A 15,901-nucleotide genomic window follows, 5' to 3' on the forward strand; every position below is an offset into this window, starting at 1 on the left:
ACATGCCGTTATGACGGCTCATAACGGCATGTACTGCTACACAGTTGGGTGCTACTTGACGAGCTCTGCAGCCTGGTCAAGCATCGCTTCAAGCTTGGGAAGGTCTGAGTCCATGACCTTCGTACCGGTCGACTGTGCCACCAGGACAACTCCACTCTTGACCGCGCTGACGAACAGCTGTTCCTGTGTTCCGGCCGTACCGGCGGCAGTGCTGTGATAAGCGATGGCGCCCGAAGTCTTGGCAGAGGTCGGCAGCGCCTTGACGCTTGCATGAACCACCTCTCCCATGACTGTCATCTGGATGTCGCCACAGGCAGCAAGATCCTTCGCACTGTTTTCGGCAACCGCTTTGACCTTTTCCTCCGAGGCTCCGGAGAACAAGGACAGGAGTTGAGCCGTCTCGGCAGTTGAACTGGCGGAAGCACCGATGCTCATGGTGGCGCCCTCTTCCATTTGGACACCCCCACCAGTCAGGAAGCTCGTGCAGGCCGCGGGCTCAATGACGCTGTTTGCCAAGAGGTCTTTCACTTGCTTCAGGGTGTCGGCCAAGCGGTCATCCGGCATCACCATAAGGCGGGTCCCTTTACCGTCACGGACGTCGCCAACGATCTTTGTCAGCTCCGCCTTCGAGTACGTGCGGAATTCGACCTCTGACGGCGTGGGTGTCGCAGTTTCGCTGGCCGGAGCGGACGCGGCGTCCGTGGAAGTACCGGCACCGCCGCATGCGGTGAGGCCCATGGCCAACAGTCCTGACACGGCAAAACCGCGCAGCGCATTCTTATTCATTTGTTCCCCAGGGAAGTTCGAGTGATGTGGTGGCGTGCGCCAACCGGAACAACACTACAAGTTGGGCGCGGCAGGCCTGAAAACGGACAGGCCTAAAACAGCACGGTGGCGAAGGTTCCCACCTGTTCAAAACCCACGCGCTGGTACGTGGCCCGCGCTTTGGTGTTGTAGTCGTTGACGTACAGGCTCGTCACCGGGGCGAACGTCCTGGAGAGATTGACGACGGCGGCCATGTACCCGGCGCTCTGGCCACGGCCACGCAGTTCCGGATTCATCCATACGCCCTGGACCTGGGTGACGTCCCGCGTGACGGCTCCCAACTCGGCCTTGAAGACTACTGTGCCGGTGGTATCGATGTGAACCAGGGAGTGGCCCTGGCGGATGAGGCCGGCGACCCTCTTGCTGTAGAACTCCTGGCCTCCCAGGAAGGGAGAGTAGCCCACTTCTTCCTCGAACATGGCGGCACAGGCGGGAAGGATGCGGTCGAAATCCGCCATGGAGCCAAAGGTCAGGGCCGGATTGGCGCCGATGACCGGGCCGCCGGAAATGGCGAGAAGGGGTTGCCCGGCGCGGACCTCGTGGGCCACATGGCCCAATTGCTCGAACCGCGCATAGAGCGCCAGCACCGTCTCGGCCGGTCCGAAGATGGAAGCGTACCGGCGTCCGGTCAGGTGGGCGGCGTTGGCTACGTAGCCGGCCAGGCCCGGCTCCAGCTGGACGGGAACCAGATTGGCACCGGCCCAGCAGGCACCCAGGAGGGTGTCGCCGTCGAAAACTCCGAACACGCTGGCCCCGCCGCTGGTGGGCGCCGCCGTTCCGGTACTTTCCAGATGGGCAAGGATGAAGACGTTCGCTACGGCGTCCTCGTTTGCGAGCGCGCGAAGGGCCAGGGTGTCGGCACCGCCGAGCACCCTGACCCCCAAGCCGTTCTCGTTACGAGACGCTAACCACGGGGCTACCCTTGACAGCATCTTCGCCATCGGCCTCCCCCATCTCTTCAGCGATACGCATGGCCTCTTCGATCAGTGTCTCAACAATTTCGCTTTCCGGCACAGTCTTAATGACTTCGCCCTTCACGAAAATCTGGCCCTTGCCGTTACCGGAGGCCACACCCAGGTCCGCTTCGCGTGCTTCGCCGGGACCGTTGACAACGCAGCCCATCACGGCAACGCGCAACGGAATCTCCATGCCCTCCAGGCCGGCAGTGACCTGCTCCGCGAGGGTGTACACATCCACCTGGGCGCGTCCACAGGATGGGCAGGACACGATCTCCAGCTTGCGCGGACGGAGGTTGAGGGACTGCAGGATCTGGTTGCCCACCTTGATTTCCTCCACCGGCGGGGCGGAGAGGGAAACGCGGATGGTGTCTCCGATGCCACGGGAAAGGAGCGCACCGAAAGCCGTGGCCGACTTGATGGTGCCCTGGAAGGCCGGTCCGGCCTCCGTCACACCCAGGTGGAGGGGCCAGTCGCCCTTTTCGGCCAGCATCTCGTAGGCGGCCACCATGATCACGGGGTCGTTGTGCTTGACGGAGATCTTGAAGTCGTGGAAGCCGTGCTCCTCGAACAGCGAGGCTTCCCACACTGCAGACTCGACCAGCGCCTCAGGCGTTGCCTTGCCGTACTTCTTCAGAATGCCCGGCTCCAGCGACCCTGCATTGACGCCGATGCGGATGGACGTGCCGTGGTCCCGGGCCGCTGCCGCGATTTCCTTGACCTGGTCATCGAACTTCCGGATGTTGCCCGGGTTCACGCGGACTGCGGCACAGCCCGCTTCGATCGCGGCGAAGACGTACTTGGGCTGGAAGTGGATATCGGCGATCACCGGGATCTGCGACTTCCGGGCGATGATCGGCAGGGCTTCGGCATCATCAGCGGAGGGGCAGGCAACGCGCACAATGTCGCAGCCTGACGCCGTAAGTTCAGCAATCTGCTGGAGGGTGGCGTTGATGTCCGTGGTTGGCGTAGTGGTCATGGACTGAACACTGATCGGCGAATCAGAGCCAACGCCAACGGAACCAACCTTGATTTGTCGCGTCTTACGGCGCGGGGCAAGAACGGGGGGTGGGGCTGCTGGCATTCCCAGGCTGACCGAGGTCACGTGGACTCCTTGGGTTGGGGTGGATCGTTGTGGTGGAGGACGCCGGGGCTAGGAAGCGTGTGCTGCCAGGACGCCGATGATGGGGGCCCATTCGGTGGTGCGGATGCCGGCTATAACCCCGGCTTCGGCGAATGGATCCTGCTTGAGGAGGTTATTGAGTTCGGCTTCTTCTGCAGCCTTGAAGATCAGCAAAGCGCCGGCACCGTCGCCATACGGGCCGCTGGCAAGCAGCTTGTCGTCCTCAGCCAATCCGGCGAGCCATGCACGGTGTGCTGGCCGGGCTTCGTCGCGGAGGGCGTCGGAGTCGGCGACGTATACGTACTCAACAGCGAAAACAGTCATGGAGCTAGCCTATCCCCACTGTCCGGCCGTCAATGTTCACAGGTCACCGCTAATGGTCCTGGCTCAACCGAAAATATTGACGGGCTTGACGATGTCCGCGTATATCAGCAGGACGCTCATGCACAGCAGCAGCGCCGCCACTACATAGGTCACCGGCAGCAGCTTCGCGATGTCGAAGGCACCCGGGTCCGGCTTGCCGCGCAACTTGGCCAGGCGGCGTCGCGCTCCTTCGTACAGGGCACCGGCCACATGGCCGCCGTCGAGCGGCAGGAGCGGGATGAGGTTGAAGATGGCCAGGGCGAAGTTGAGCCCGGCCAGCAGGCCGATCAGTGTCCCTATCCGGGCCTGCAGCGGTACCTGTTCCATGGCGGCAACTTCTCCGGCCACTCGGCCAACACCCACCACACTGATGGGGCCGTTGGGATCCCGGGGCTCCTCGCTGAACGCCGCCTTGGCGACGCCAACCACCCTGGCTGGCAGGTTGAAGATCACACCGGAAATTTGTTTGATGTTCTCCCCCGCCATGGGAAGAACGGCCGACGCCGGCTGGGGAACCAGGGCGCTTTGCGCACCAATGCCAAGGAACCCGACTTCCTGGTATTTGAGGACGCCGTTGGCGTCCTGCTCGGGCCGGCCGTCCGTCCCGATTACGGGGCGCGAGGAAAGCACGGGCGTCACGGTGGTCGCCACGGATGCACCATTGCGTTCCACCGTGATGGGCACCTCCCTACCGGCGGAGGACCTGATCCAGCTGGTCAGTTCATCCCAGCTGGTGACTGGCTTGCCGTCGAACGATGTGACCTTGTCATTAGGCTGCAGCCCCGCAGCCGCGGCCGGGGTGAGCTTGCAGTCGGTTGAATCGGGGTCAACGGTTTCGCCTGCCGCCACCTGGCATTTGGAGACGTCGGAGATCGTGGTGGTTGCCTGGGCAACGCCGAAGCCCATGAGCAACACAGCCAGCAGTACCAGGCCAATCACCATGTTCATGGCCGGTCCGCCGAGCATGATGATGATTTTCTTCCAGACGGGAAGCTTGTAGAAGACCCGTCCTTCATCACCCGGACCCACTTCTTCATGGGCGACCGACCGGGCTTCGGTGGCGAGCGTCTGGAACATGCCGGTGCTGGAAGGGCGGACCCCGCCGTCTTCCTTGTTGGGTGGGTACATGCCGATCATCGAGACATAGCCGCCTAACGGCAGCGCCTTGAAGCCGTACTCCGTTTCGCCCTTTTTCCTGGACCAGAGCGTGGGCCCGAAACCGATCATGTACTTGGTGACGCGCACCTTGAAAAGTTTCGCCGGCACCAGGTGGCCTACCTCGTGCAGCGCAATGGAGACAGCAACGCCGATCGCGACGAAGATAACTCCAAGAATGAAGAGAAGGACGGGACTCATGCCGGTGGGACTGCTTCCGTAAAGGTTTGTGGGCTACAGGGCGCTGCGTGAAGCTAAACGATCGTGGGTTCGGGCTCGTGCCCACTTCTCAGCATCCAGCACTGACTCCACTGTTAGCTCAGAGGACCCTGAATGTTCGCTGAGAACGGATTCGACCGTATCGACGATGTCCGTGAACCGGATCCGGCCGGAGTGGAAGGCCTCAACGGCTTCCTCGTTGGCCGCATTGAACACCGCAGGAAAGGTGCTTCCCTGCTTGGCTGCGTCCTTGGCGAGGTCGACGGCCGGGAACGCCACCGCATCCAGCGGTTCGAACGTCCAGCTTGTGGCTTTCGTCCAATCGCAGGCTTGGGCGGCGCGGGGGACCCTGTCGGGCCACCCCAGCCCGAGGGCGATGGGAAGCCTCATATCCGGAGGCGAGGCTTGGGCAATGATGGAACCGTCCACGAACTGAACCATCGAATGGACCACGGACTGGGGGTGGACCACCACCTCGATCCGGTCCAAGGGGACGTCGAACAGCAAGTGCGCTTCGATCACTTCCAAGCCCTTGTTGACCAGGCTGGCCGAGTTGGTTGTCACCATGAGGCCCATGTCCCAGGTGGGGTGGGCCAGCGCTTCCTGCGGAGTGACGTGGTGGAGCTGATCACGGGTGCGGCCACGGAACGGCCCACCGGAAGCGGTCAGGATCAGCTTCTCCACTTCCTGCTCTGTGCCGGACCGGAGGCACTGGGCGATGGCGGAGTGTTCAGAGTCGACGGGAACAATCTGGCCCGGGCGTGCAGCGGCTTTGACCAGGGCGCCGCCGACGATCAGCGACTCCTTGTTGGCCAGGGCCAGCGTAGCCCCCGTGCCAAGCGCAGCGAGCGTGGGGGCCAGGCCGATGGAGCCGGTGATGCCGTTGAGGACTACATCACAGTCGATGGCAGCAACCTCCGTTGAGGCGTCGGGGCCGGCGAAGATTTGTGGAGCAAAGTCCGGCACGCCCGCTTGTGCGGCCGCAGCGGCAATGAACCGCTGCAGGGTGGCTGGATCGCCGTGGGCAATACCCACGGCTTGTGCCCGGGTGTGGACGGCCTGCTGCGCGATGAGTTCAAGGTTTCCTCCGCCGGCGCTCAGCGCCACCACCTCGAACCGGTGCGGGGCGGCGTCGACGACGTCGATCGCCTGCGTGCCGATGGAACCAGTGGACCCGAGGATGACGATCTTGCGCGGCTGCATTCCTTAAGTATCCCAGCCTGCACGAGGGGCCGCGAACGGAAAAGGCATGCCGTCCGTCCTGCACTGCTTGACCGCCCGCCTCCCCCGCGTACCGTGGAGTTGTGGAATGGCTGTCCTGGTTGGATGCGTGGGACCATGAATTCTCCCGGCAGGTGATGCAGCGCGGCACGGCGGCACTCTACGCGGTGGCGTTCCTCTCGACGCTGAACCAGTTTCCCGCCCTTTTGGGCGAACGGGGCCTGCTGCCGGTACCGGCATTCCTGGACCTGGCACGCCGGTTGGCCAGGCCTACTCTTTTCCGCTGGCACTACTCGGATGCGTTGCTCAAGGCGGTGTGCTGGGTGGGAATCGCAGTGGCTGCCTTGTTGCTGGCCGGCCTCCCGCAACTCGGTCCTCCCTGGCTGCCCATGCTGGCTTTCCTTACCCTGTGGTTCCTGTACATGTCGATCGTCAATGTCGGCCAAACGTTCTATGGCTTCGGCTGGGAGATCCTCCTCCTGGAAATGGGATTCACCGTGGCGTTTCTTGGCTCGGACCAGACGCCCCCACCCACCGCCATCCTCCTTCTGATCACCTGGTTGCTCTTTCGGTTGGAGTTCGGTGCAGGAATGATCAAGGTCCGCGGCGGACGGGAGTGGCGGGATATGACGGCAATGTTCTACCACCACGAGACACAGCCGATGCCCGGCCCGCTCAGCAGGCAGGCCCACCTCCTCCCCCGTCCGCTGCACAAGGCAGAGGTAGTGGGGAACCACGTGGCGCAGTTGGTGGTGCCTTTCTTCCTTTTCGCGCCGCAGCCGTTGGCCAGCGCCGCCGCGGGCATCGTCATTCTCACCCAGCTGTGGCTGGTGGCTTCCGGAAACTTCGCGTGGTTGAACTGGGCTGCGATCATCCTGGCTTTCGGGGCGGTGGGCGATTCCGTGGCCCACGCCCTCTTCCCATTCATCCCACTTGAGTGGCACGCCGGTGCCGAAACCCCGGCGTGGTGGCTCGCCGTCGTCGTTCTGGTCACCGTCTTGCTGCTGGTCCTCAGCTACCGACCACTTCTGAACCTGTTCTCGCGCCGGCAGCTCATGAATGCCAGTTTCAACCGATGGCGCCTGGTCAATGCCTATGGGGCGTTCGGGACGGTCACGAAACAACGCATCGAAATCGTCGTGGCAGGCACCCTGGACAAGGAACCCGACGCGCCCGATGACCGCTGGATGGAATACGGCTTCAAGGGAAAACCCGGCGACGTCCGGCGCCTCCCGCGCCAATGGGCGCCCTATCACCTCAGGCTCGACTGGATGATGTGGTTCCTGCCGCTGCGAACCGTCCACGAGGACTGGTTTTACGCCTTCCTTGACAAACTCCTGGAGGCCGACAAGCCAACGCTGGGGCTGCTTCGCCATGACCCGTTCGACGGCGAACGCCCCCGTTGGGTGCGTGCACGCAGCTACCTTTACCGTTTCGCCAGCCGCGCGGAGTTCCGCGAAACCGGTGACCGTTGGGTGCGGGTGCTGTTATACGAGGCCATTGCGCCGCTGCGGCTCAACCCTGCGCGACGGCATTCCCCTTAGCGCGCCGCCGGCGGCGCTGTGGACTCGCGCACAACAAGATGCGTTGCCAGCTCCACGCGGCGGGAGTCAATCTCTTCGCCGTTCTTTTGCCGGAGGATAAAGCTCAAGGCCGATCGCCCCATGTCCTGGAGGGGTTGGGAGACTGAAGTCAAGGGCGGGAGCGATTCTTCTGCCTGCGGTGTTCCGTCAAACCCCACCAGGCTCATGTCCTCCGGGATCCGGATACTCTGCCGCCGGGCCTCAGCCAGGACGCCGAGGGCAATGCTGTCACTGGCGGCGAAGATGGCAGTGGGCGGATCGTCCAGGGCCAGGAGCGCCTTCATGGCCGCGACACCGTTCGAAGAGCGGAACGGGCCGGCAGAGATGTATTCCTCCACCACATGCACTCCGGCGGCCATGAGGGCGGCCATATATCCATGCAACCGGGCCTGGCTGCACTCGGCAGCGGCAGGCCCGCCGATGTAGGCGATACGGCGATGACCGAGTTCCAACAGGTGCGCTGCAGCGGCCTTGCCACCAGCCCAGTTGCTCGCCCCGACACTGAACACGTCGCCCGGTGGCGGGTTCAGGGGATCAACCACCACAACCGGTATCCGGCGACGGTGAAACGCCTCCAGTTGCCCGGATCCAAAGGCAGAAGTGACGACGATCATTCCGCTGCGTCCTTCATCGAGCATGCGCTGCGCACGCTCCTCCGGGCCAAGGGGCGAGGCTGCCTGCCGGCTGGTAACGGAGAGAATGACTTCCATGTCGGAGGCCGCCGCCTGTTCCATGATTCCGTTGAGGACCTCAACGGAATAGGCGGAGTTCAGGGAGTCGAAGACAACTTCAACGGCCTGTTGGGCGGGAGGGCTTTTGCGCTGGAGCGGGGAACGGTATCCGGTCCTTTGCAAAGCGGCGAGAACACGGTTCCGGGTCTCTTCGGCCACGTCCTGGCGGCCGTTAACCACCTTGGACACGGTCGGCGCGGAGACGCCCACTTCCTTGGCGACGGCGGCCAAGGTCAACTTGGGCGGACGCACTTCTCGAACCATGTTCCCCAACTTTCGAAATCTTTCGATGTGTTTTCAGTATCCGGGATAAATCTGGCGTAGGCAATTCATAGGGGAACGCCCGTACATTCGCCGCGAAAGTCCTTGACGGACTGTGACGCAGGCTTTAGTTTAGACCGTGACCTAAATCATGGCTCCGAAATATTTCGATAAATTTCGGGCCAGCACTCTGTTCGGCTAAGCACCAAGGCGTGCTCAACCATGCGACTACCCCTGGAGAAGCAATGAAGCAGTTCCGATCATCCCGGCGTTCTTTCCTGGCCCTCGCGGCCGTCACTCCCTTCGCCGTCATGGCTACCAGTGCCTGCGGCACGTCCGGTCCGGGCGGGGCGAGCGGCGGAGGAGCCAGCATGTGGTTCCTCACAGGTGAGCCCAACCAAACCACCATGCAGAAGGCCGTGGATGCTTTCGGATCGGCTAACCCCGATAACAAGATCGCTGTGACTTACTTCCAGAACGACGCGTACAAGACCAAGATCAAGACGGCCATTGGCGCCGGCCAGGCCCCCACCATCATCTACGGCTGGGGTGGCGGTGGCTTGAAAACCTACGCCGACGCGGGGCAGGTTGAAGACCTCACCAGCTGGTTCGAGTCCAACCCTGACCTCAAGAACAAGTTCTTCCCGTCCTCCTTCGGAGCAGCAACGGTGGACGGCAAGATCTACGCCCTTCCCAACCAGTACGTGGCCCCGATCGTCCTGTTCTACAACAAGGACCTGTTCGACAAAGCCGGAGTTCAGCCGCCCAAGACCTGGGAAGATCTCATGTCCTTGGTCAAGACCTTCAACGACATGGGCGTAGCCCCGTTGTCCCTGGGCGGACAGTCCCGCTGGACCTCCATGATGTGGCTGGAATACCTGCTGGACCGCATCGGCGGACCCGAGGTCTTCCAGGCCATCTTCGAAGGCAAGCCCAACGCCTGGATGGACCCGGCCGTCATTGAAACCGGAACCAAGATCCAGGAACTGGTATCGGCCGACGGCTTCATCAAGGGTTTCTCCTCCATCACGGCGGATTCAAAGGCAGACCAGGCCCTCCTGTTCACCGGCAAAGCGGCCATGATGCTCCAAGGTTCCTGGACCTACGGCGCCATGAAGAAGGACGGACAGAACTTCGTCCAGAACGGAAAGCTCGGATTCGTGAATTTCCCGACCATTGCCGGCGGCAAGGGCGATCCGAAGAACGGCGTGGGCAACCCTGCCCAGTACATGTCGATCTCGGCCAAGGCCACGGACAAGGAAAAAGAGTCAGCCAAGAAGTTCTTCAAGGACGGCATCATGACGGACACCGTCATCGACGCCTACATCAACTCCGGTTCAGTTCCGATCGTTACCGGTATTGAAGACAAGCTTGCCTCCTCGCCGGACAAGGACTTCCTGAACTTCGTCTATGCCCTGGGCAAGGACGCCCCCAGCTTCCAGCAGTCCTGGGATCAGGCCCTGAGCCCGACCGCTGCCGAAGCCCTGCTGAACAACATTGACCAGCTCTTCCTCAAGTCGATCACCCCGCAGCAATTCGCTGAGAACATGAATGCCACCCTGGGCAAATGAGTTCGACAACCTCGCACAGGGCTCTCCCGGGCACGCAGAAGACCCGGGAAACCGTTAAGCAGAAATCCGCGCTTCCCTGGCTGACGCTTCCTGCCTTGTTCTTCTTCGTCGTCTTCGCCGTCATACCCCTGCTCGGCGTACTGGTCTTGAGTTTTGCCAACTGGGACGGAATCGGCGCCATCGGAGCAGCCGGAATGGAGAACTGGACGTCGGTTTTGTCCGACCCCGAGCTCTACAATTCCTTGGGCCTGACCTTCATGATCATGATCGTTTCGTGGCTCGTCCAGACACCCATCAGTCTGCTGCTGGGCGTCTTTACCGCTGGAACGCAACGGTACAGGGCAGCACTGGCCGTGCTGTACTTCCTGCCGCTGCTGCTTTCCTCAGCTGCCGTCGCCATCGCCTACAAGGCGTTGCTGGACCCGAACTTCGGCCTGGCCATGGGCCTGGGGCTTCCGTTCCTTGCCCAGGACTGGCTGGGAGTCCCCCAACTTGCCCTGGGGTTGATCATCTTCGTGATCGCCTGGCAGTTCGTGCCCTTCCACACGCTCATCTATCAAGGTGGGGTCCGCCAAATCCCCAAGTCGCTTTACGAAGCGGCCCAGATTGATGGTGCGGGAACCATTAAGCAGTTCTTCCACATCACCCTCCCCCAGCTGAAGTACACCATCATCACCTCATCAACGCTGATGGTTGTTGGATCTCTGACGTACTTCGACCTCATCTTCGTCCTCACGGGTGGTGGACCGGGTAACTCCACCCGGATCCTGGCGCTGGACATGTACTTACGTGGATTCCGGGCCAACCTCATGGGGCCTGCAAGCGTCATCGCAGTCATCCTCGTGGTCATTGGCCTGGCGCTGGCCTTATTCCTCCAACGCCTTGGCGGCAAGGACCAACAGGGCAGCCAATTGGAAGGTATGTAACGTGAGTACTGTCCTCAAGAGTGATTCAAAACCCGGAACAGCCGCTTCTACGGCATCGTCCATCAAAGCCAAGCAAAGCCTTGGCACACGGATCAGGCGACTGAACATCCCCGGCGGCCTCGGCGGCTGGATCTGGCTCGCCGTCATTATCATCCCGGTCTACTACATCGTCATCACCAGCCTGAAGACCTCCGAAGGCTACTTCGGACAAAACCCGATGGCGTTGCCAACGTCCCCGACCCTGGAGAACTACCAGCTGGTTATTGAAGCCAACTTCTCCACTTACTTCATGAACAGCGTCATCGTCACATTGGGGTCGGTTGTCCCCACGGTCCTGATCGCCTTCATGGCGGCCTTCGCGATTGTGCGTGGCAAAGGCAGGTACTTGAAGTTCGTCAACGGTGTCTTCCTGATGGGACTGGCGATTCCGCTTCAGGCCACCATCATCCCCATCTACCTGATGATCATCCGCCTGAACCTCTATGACAGCCTGCTGGCCATCATGCTTCCGTCCATAGCATTCGCCATACCGCTGACGGTGCTGATCCTGTCCAACTTCATCCGCGACGTACCGAATGAACTGTTCGAATCCATGCGCCTGGACGGATGCAGTGAATGGCAGACGATGTGGCGTTTGGCTCTTCCGTTGACCAAGCCCGCGATCGTCACTGTGGCCATCTACAACGGCCTGCACGTCTGGAACGGGTTCCTGCTCCCACTGGTGCTCACCCAAAGTCCTGGACTGCGCGTCCTTCCCTTGGGACTGTGGTCCTTCCAGGGTGAGTTCAGCGTCAACATTCCCGCCGTTCTTGCCTCCGTCGTGCTAAGCACGCTGCCCATCCTGGTGATCTACGTCCTTGGACGCCGCCAATTGGTCAGCGGCCTCACCGCCGGCTTCAGCAAGTAGAAAGGACTCTCCTGTGACACAAACAAAACCACTGCGCGTTGGAATGGTGGGCTACGCCTTCATGGGCGCCGCACACTCCCACGCCTGGCGTACCGCGCCGCGCTTCTTTGACCTGCCGCGGACACCTGAACTCACGGCTGTGGCCGGCAGGAATCCTGACGGGGTCAAGGCAGCGGCAGCCAAATATGGTTGGGCATCCACCGAAACCGACTGGCGGCGGTTGATCGAACGGGACGACATCGACCTGATCGACATCTGCACCCCCGGCAACACCCACGCCGAAATCGCCATCGCCGCGCTCGAGGCCGGTAAGCATGTCCTTTGTGAAAAGCCGTTGGCGAACTCAGTGGAGGAAGCTGCAAAGATGACCGCTGTGGCAGAGGCCGCGGCCCAGCGCGGAGTCCTGTCCATGTGCGGCTTCAGCTACCGCCGCACCCCTGCTTTGGCATTGGCCAAGAGAATGGTGGAGGACGGCCGTCTGGGCGACATCCGCCATATCCGGGCCCAGTACCTCCAGGACTGGCTTAGTGATGCGGACGCTCCCCTGACCTGGCGGCTGGACAAATCCAAGTCCGGCTCCGGTTCGCTGGGCGATATCGGGGCGCACAGCATTGACGCCGCACAGTGGATCACCGGACTCAATATCACAGGCGTTTCGGCCCTCCTGGAGACGTTCGTGAAGGAACGGCCAGTGGGCGGGGAGCTGGTTGGGCTGGGCGGCCATGGCGGATCAGACGGACCGCGTGGGCCCGTAACCGTGGATGATGCGGCGCTGTTTACGGCACGCTTTGAGTCAGGACCCATCGGCATTTTCGAGGCCACCCGTTTTGCCCTGGGACGCAAGAATGCCATGCGCCTGGAGGTCAACGGTACCAAGGGTTCCCTGGCGTTCGATTTCGAGGACATGAACTCACTCCAGTTCTATGAATCGGCCCTGGAACCGGACGCGGGCTTCCGGAAGATCATGGTCACTGAACCTTCCCACCCCTACACCGCCAACTGGTGGCCCACCGGACATGGCCTGGGCTATGAGCACGGGTTTACCCATCAGGTTGTGGACCTCGTCAATGCCATCGGCGCAGGCGAGCAGCCCTCGCCGTCGTTCGCTGATGCTTTGCAGGTACAAAAGGTGCTGGCCGCCGTGGAGGCCAGCGCGGACAACGAAAGCCGCTGGCAGAACGTCGACAAGGAAGCATCATGACCCGACCCATTACCCTCTTCACCGGCCAGTGGGCTGATCTGCCATTCGAAGAAGTGGCGCGGCTCGCAGGCGAGTGGGGCTTTGACGGCTTGGAGATCGCCTGTTGGGGCGATCATATGGATCCCTGGAAAGTGGTTGAGGACGACGCTTATCTTCAGGGAAAGCTCGACATCCTGGAAAAGCACAACCTGACTGTCCATGCCATTGCCAACCACCTCACCGGGCAGGCCGTTTGCGATGACCCCATCGATGAACGCCACCGTGACATCCTTACGCCAGCGGTGTGGGGAGATGGTGACCCGGAAGGTGTACGCCAGCGCGCGGCTGAGGCGATGAAAACCACAGCCCGCGCCGCCGCGAGGCTCGGCGTCAAGACGGTCACCGGTTTCACCGGCTCTTCCATCTGGAAGTGCGTAGCCATGTTCCCACCGGCGTCCGAGGCCATGATCGAACGCGGGTACCAGGATTTCGCCGATCGATGGAATCCCATCCTGGACGTCTTTGACGAAGTGGGCGTTCGGTTTGCCCTGGAAGTCCACCCGTCGGAAATCGCCTACGACTACTGGACGGCCAAGCGAACCCTGGAAGCCATTGGGCCGCGGGAGAGCTTCGGCTTGAACTTCGACCCGTCGCATTTCATCTGGCAGGACCTGGACCCTGTGATGTTCCTGCAGGACTTCGCCGACAAGATCTTCCATGTCCACGTCAAAGAGTCCGTCCGGCAACTCAATGGACGCAACGGACGTCTTGGTTCCCACCTGCCCTGGGCAGATCCCCGCCGCGGGTGGGACTTCGTCACCGCAGGTCACGGCGACGTGAACTGGGAGCCAATCTTCCGCACCTTGAACGCTGTCGGTTATGACGGACCGACCAGCATCGAATGGGAGGACGCAGGCATGGACCGGTTGGTGGGCGCTCCCCAGGCGCTCCGGTTGGTCCGTGAACTCGCTGCCATCCGCCCTCCGGCCGCTGCCTTTGATGCGGCCTTCGCAACACGCTGAATTCCTACCATGACTCCAGCGAATACGCCCCGATACGAAGGAAACCATGACAAGCAATAACAAGACCGCGTTGGTGGTCCGCGGCGGCTGGGATGGACACCAGCCAATCGAGGCCACGGAGCTTTTCCTGCCCTATTTGAGGGACAACGGCTACGACGTCCGCGTTGAAGAGTCACCCAAGATCTACGCTGACGCCGAATACATGGCCGGAGTGGACCTGATCGTGCAGTGCATGACGATGTCCACCATAGAAAAGGACGAGTTCCAAGGGCTGCGGACCGCGGTCGAAAGCGGCACCGGCCTGGCTGGCTGGCACGGCGGGATCGCCGATTCGTACCGCAACAACTCCGACTACCTTCACCTGATCGGCGGGCAGTTTGCGTGCCACCCTGGCAAGCATGCGGACGAACAGACCGGCGAGCAATCGGACAATTATGTTCCCTACACAGTGAACATGCTGCCCGCCGCAGCCGAACACCCCATTACCCAGGGAATTGGCGATTTTGACCTCGTCACGGAGCAGTACTGGGTTTTGAGCGACGACTACGTTGATGTCCTGGCCACCACCACCCAAAAGGTACGTGAGTGGGATCCTTGGAACCGTGAAGTCACCTCGCCGGCCATCTGGACACGCCAGTGGGGCAAGGGCAAAATCTTCGTCTGCACCCCTGGCCACCGGGTGGAAATCCTCCAGGACAGCAACGTCCGCACCATCATTGAAAGGGGCATGCTGTGGGCATCCCGCTGAACCCCGCCAAGCCGCTCAACGTCGGAGTTATTGGCTGCGGCGCGATCATCGCACAGTACCTGACCAACTTCCGCCGCCTGGAATCGGTGAACCTGGTGGCCGTCGCGGACCTCGATCCCGCAAGGGCGCAGGCGGTAGCGGACTCCTACGAGGGCGTCAGGGCACTGAGTGTGGAAGGACTTTTGGCAGCCGATGATGTTGAGCTGGTGCTGAACCTGACCATCCCGGCAGCTCACGCAGAGATCGCACTAAAGGCAATCGCCGCCGGAAAGTCGGTCTACGGAGAAAAGCCCCTTGCGGCAACAACCACTGAGGCCAAGGAGGTACTTGAGGCAGCGTCCGCCGCCGGCGTGCTGGTTGGCTGCGCCCCGGACACCGTCTTGGGCACCGGCATTCAAACTGCCAGGAAGGCGATCGACGACGGGTTGATTGGCGCACCGGTGTCGGCGACGGCCACCATGGCAACCCCCGGCCACGAGCGCTGGCACCCGAACCCCGACTTCTACTACCAGCCCGGCGGTGGACCCCTGCTCGACATGGGGCCGTACTACGTATCTGCACTGGTCACGTTGCTGGGGCCCGTGGTGTCGGTGGTGGGGGCCGCGAGCCATACCCGCAACGAACGCACCATTGGCTCAGGGCCACGGGAAGGGCAGAAAGTCCCAGTCGACATCGAGTCCCACGTCACCGGGGTTTTGGTCCACGCTTCAGGTGCGCTCTCCACCCTCTTCATGAGCTTCGACGCCGTGAAAACAAAGAGCCCGAACATCGAGATCCACGGCGAAAAGGGGTCGCTGGTCGTCCCGGATCCCAACCATTTCGACGGGGACGTGCAGCTCTTCGCCCTTGGCGCCGAGGACTGGGAAACCCTCCCGGTTTCTGCGGGCTACAAGGACTCGGGCCGCGGCTTCGGCATCGCTGACCTCGCCGCGACACCCGCCGGTCAGGAACCCCGTGCCGGCGGCCAGCTGGCCTTCCATGCACTGGACGTCATGGAATCGGTACTGGCCTCGGCCAAGAGCGGGAAGGCCGAAGTCATCAAGAGCACAGCTGCCAGGCCCGCGGCCGTTCAACTTACGGAACTCGCGACGGCGGTCCACGCCTAACGCT

Annotated in this window: 15 protein-coding genes; 8 read left to right on the plus strand and 7 right to left on the minus strand. The window is 62.0% G+C overall.

What is annotated here, in order from left to right; genetic code table 11:
• Positions 1–51 precede the first annotated feature (51 nt).
• From IEY62_RS05130 to dxr, 6 genes are all read right to left on the minus strand, one after another.
• Positions 52–786, minus strand: coding sequence for a hypothetical protein (locus IEY62_RS05130; RefSeq protein ID WP_189014641.1), 735 nt, complete (start codon positions 784–786; stop codon positions 52–54).
• A gap of 92 nt (positions 787–878) precedes the next feature.
• A complete protein-coding gene (locus tag IEY62_RS05135; RefSeq protein WP_189015684.1) occupies positions 879–1,757 on the minus strand; it encodes a GNAT family N-acetyltransferase in 879 nt (292 codons plus the stop codon).
• Positions 1,720–2,886 (minus strand): flavodoxin-dependent (E)-4-hydroxy-3-methylbut-2-enyl-diphosphate synthase, encoded by a 1,167-nt coding sequence (gene ispG / locus IEY62_RS05140; RefSeq protein WP_018779026.1) that lies wholly within the window; start codon positions 2,884–2,886, stop codon positions 1,720–1,722. The genes IEY62_RS05135 and ispG overlap by 38 nt, the downstream gene beginning before the upstream one ends.
• Positions 2,887–2,934: 48 nt before the next feature.
• Positions 2,935–3,228, minus strand: a complete 294-nt coding sequence (locus IEY62_RS05145; protein ID WP_018779025.1) for a YciI family protein — start codon at positions 3,226–3,228, stop codon at positions 2,935–2,937.
• 63 nt (positions 3,229–3,291) lie between these two features.
• Positions 3,292–4,623: a M50 family metallopeptidase gene (locus IEY62_RS05150; protein ID WP_189014649.1), complete on the minus strand. Its 1,332-nt coding sequence runs from the start codon at positions 4,621–4,623 to the stop codon at positions 3,292–3,294.
• A gap of 33 nt (positions 4,624–4,656) precedes the next feature.
• Positions 4,657–5,844 (minus strand): 1-deoxy-D-xylulose-5-phosphate reductoisomerase, encoded by a 1,188-nt coding sequence (dxr, locus tag IEY62_RS05155; protein ID WP_189014651.1) that lies wholly within the window; start codon positions 5,842–5,844, stop codon positions 4,657–4,659.
• A gap of 101 nt (positions 5,845–5,945) precedes the next feature.
• On the opposite strand from dxr, the gene IEY62_RS05160 reads away from it, so the two are divergent.
• The gene (locus tag IEY62_RS05160) at positions 5,946–7,406 is read left to right on the plus strand and encodes a lipase maturation factor family protein (RefSeq protein ID WP_189014653.1); all 1,461 of its coding nucleotides are present in this window, start codon (positions 5,946–5,948) and stop codon (positions 7,404–7,406) included.
• Here IEY62_RS05160 and IEY62_RS05165 read toward each other — a convergent pair.
• Positions 7,403–8,440: a LacI family DNA-binding transcriptional regulator gene (locus tag IEY62_RS05165; protein ID WP_189014655.1), complete on the minus strand. Its 1,038-nt coding sequence runs from the start codon at positions 8,438–8,440 to the stop codon at positions 7,403–7,405. The genes IEY62_RS05160 and IEY62_RS05165 overlap by 4 nt on opposite strands.
• A 242-nt stretch (positions 8,441–8,682) precedes the next feature.
• Between IEY62_RS05165 and IEY62_RS05170 the strand changes: the two genes are divergently transcribed.
• The 7 genes from IEY62_RS05170 to IEY62_RS05200 are packed head-to-tail and all read left to right on the plus strand — an operon-like array spanning position 8,683 to position 15,897.
• Complete coding sequence (locus IEY62_RS05170; RefSeq protein ID WP_189014663.1) at positions 8,683–10,008, plus strand: extracellular solute-binding protein; 1,326 nt, start codon at positions 8,683–8,685, stop codon at positions 10,006–10,008.
• Positions 10,005–10,934 carry a carbohydrate ABC transporter permease gene (locus tag IEY62_RS05175; RefSeq protein ID WP_189014665.1) on the plus strand — a complete coding sequence of 310 codons (930 nt, stop codon included), beginning with the start codon at positions 10,005–10,007 and terminating at the stop codon, positions 10,932–10,934. The genes IEY62_RS05170 and IEY62_RS05175 overlap by 4 nt, the downstream gene beginning before the upstream one ends.
• A gap of 1 nt (position 10,935) precedes the next feature.
• Positions 10,936–11,841 carry a carbohydrate ABC transporter permease gene (locus tag IEY62_RS05180; protein WP_189014667.1) on the plus strand — a complete coding sequence of 302 codons (906 nt, stop codon included), beginning with the start codon at positions 10,936–10,938 and terminating at the stop codon, positions 11,839–11,841.
• A gap of 13 nt (positions 11,842–11,854) precedes the next feature.
• Positions 11,855–13,042 (plus strand): Gfo/Idh/MocA family protein, encoded by a 1,188-nt coding sequence (locus tag IEY62_RS05185; RefSeq protein ID WP_189014669.1) that lies wholly within the window; start codon positions 11,855–11,857, stop codon positions 13,040–13,042.
• Positions 13,039–14,043 (plus strand): sugar phosphate isomerase/epimerase family protein, encoded by a 1,005-nt coding sequence (locus IEY62_RS05190; RefSeq protein ID WP_189014671.1) that lies wholly within the window; start codon positions 13,039–13,041, stop codon positions 14,041–14,043. Before IEY62_RS05185 ends, IEY62_RS05190 begins: the two co-directional genes overlap by 4 nt.
• Before the next feature lie 46 nt (positions 14,044–14,089).
• Positions 14,090–14,791: a ThuA domain-containing protein gene (locus tag IEY62_RS05195; protein WP_189014673.1), complete on the plus strand. Its 702-nt coding sequence runs from the start codon at positions 14,090–14,092 to the stop codon at positions 14,789–14,791.
• A complete protein-coding gene (locus IEY62_RS05200; protein WP_189014675.1) occupies positions 14,776–15,897 on the plus strand; it encodes a Gfo/Idh/MocA family protein in 1,122 nt (373 codons plus the stop codon). Before IEY62_RS05195 ends, IEY62_RS05200 begins: the two co-directional genes overlap by 16 nt.
• Positions 15,898–15,901: the final 4 nt, after the last annotated feature.

The organism is Paenarthrobacter histidinolovorans (assembly GCF_014647595.1).
Classification (GTDB): Bacteria; Actinomycetota; Actinomycetes; order Actinomycetales; family Micrococcaceae; genus Arthrobacter; species Arthrobacter histidinolovorans.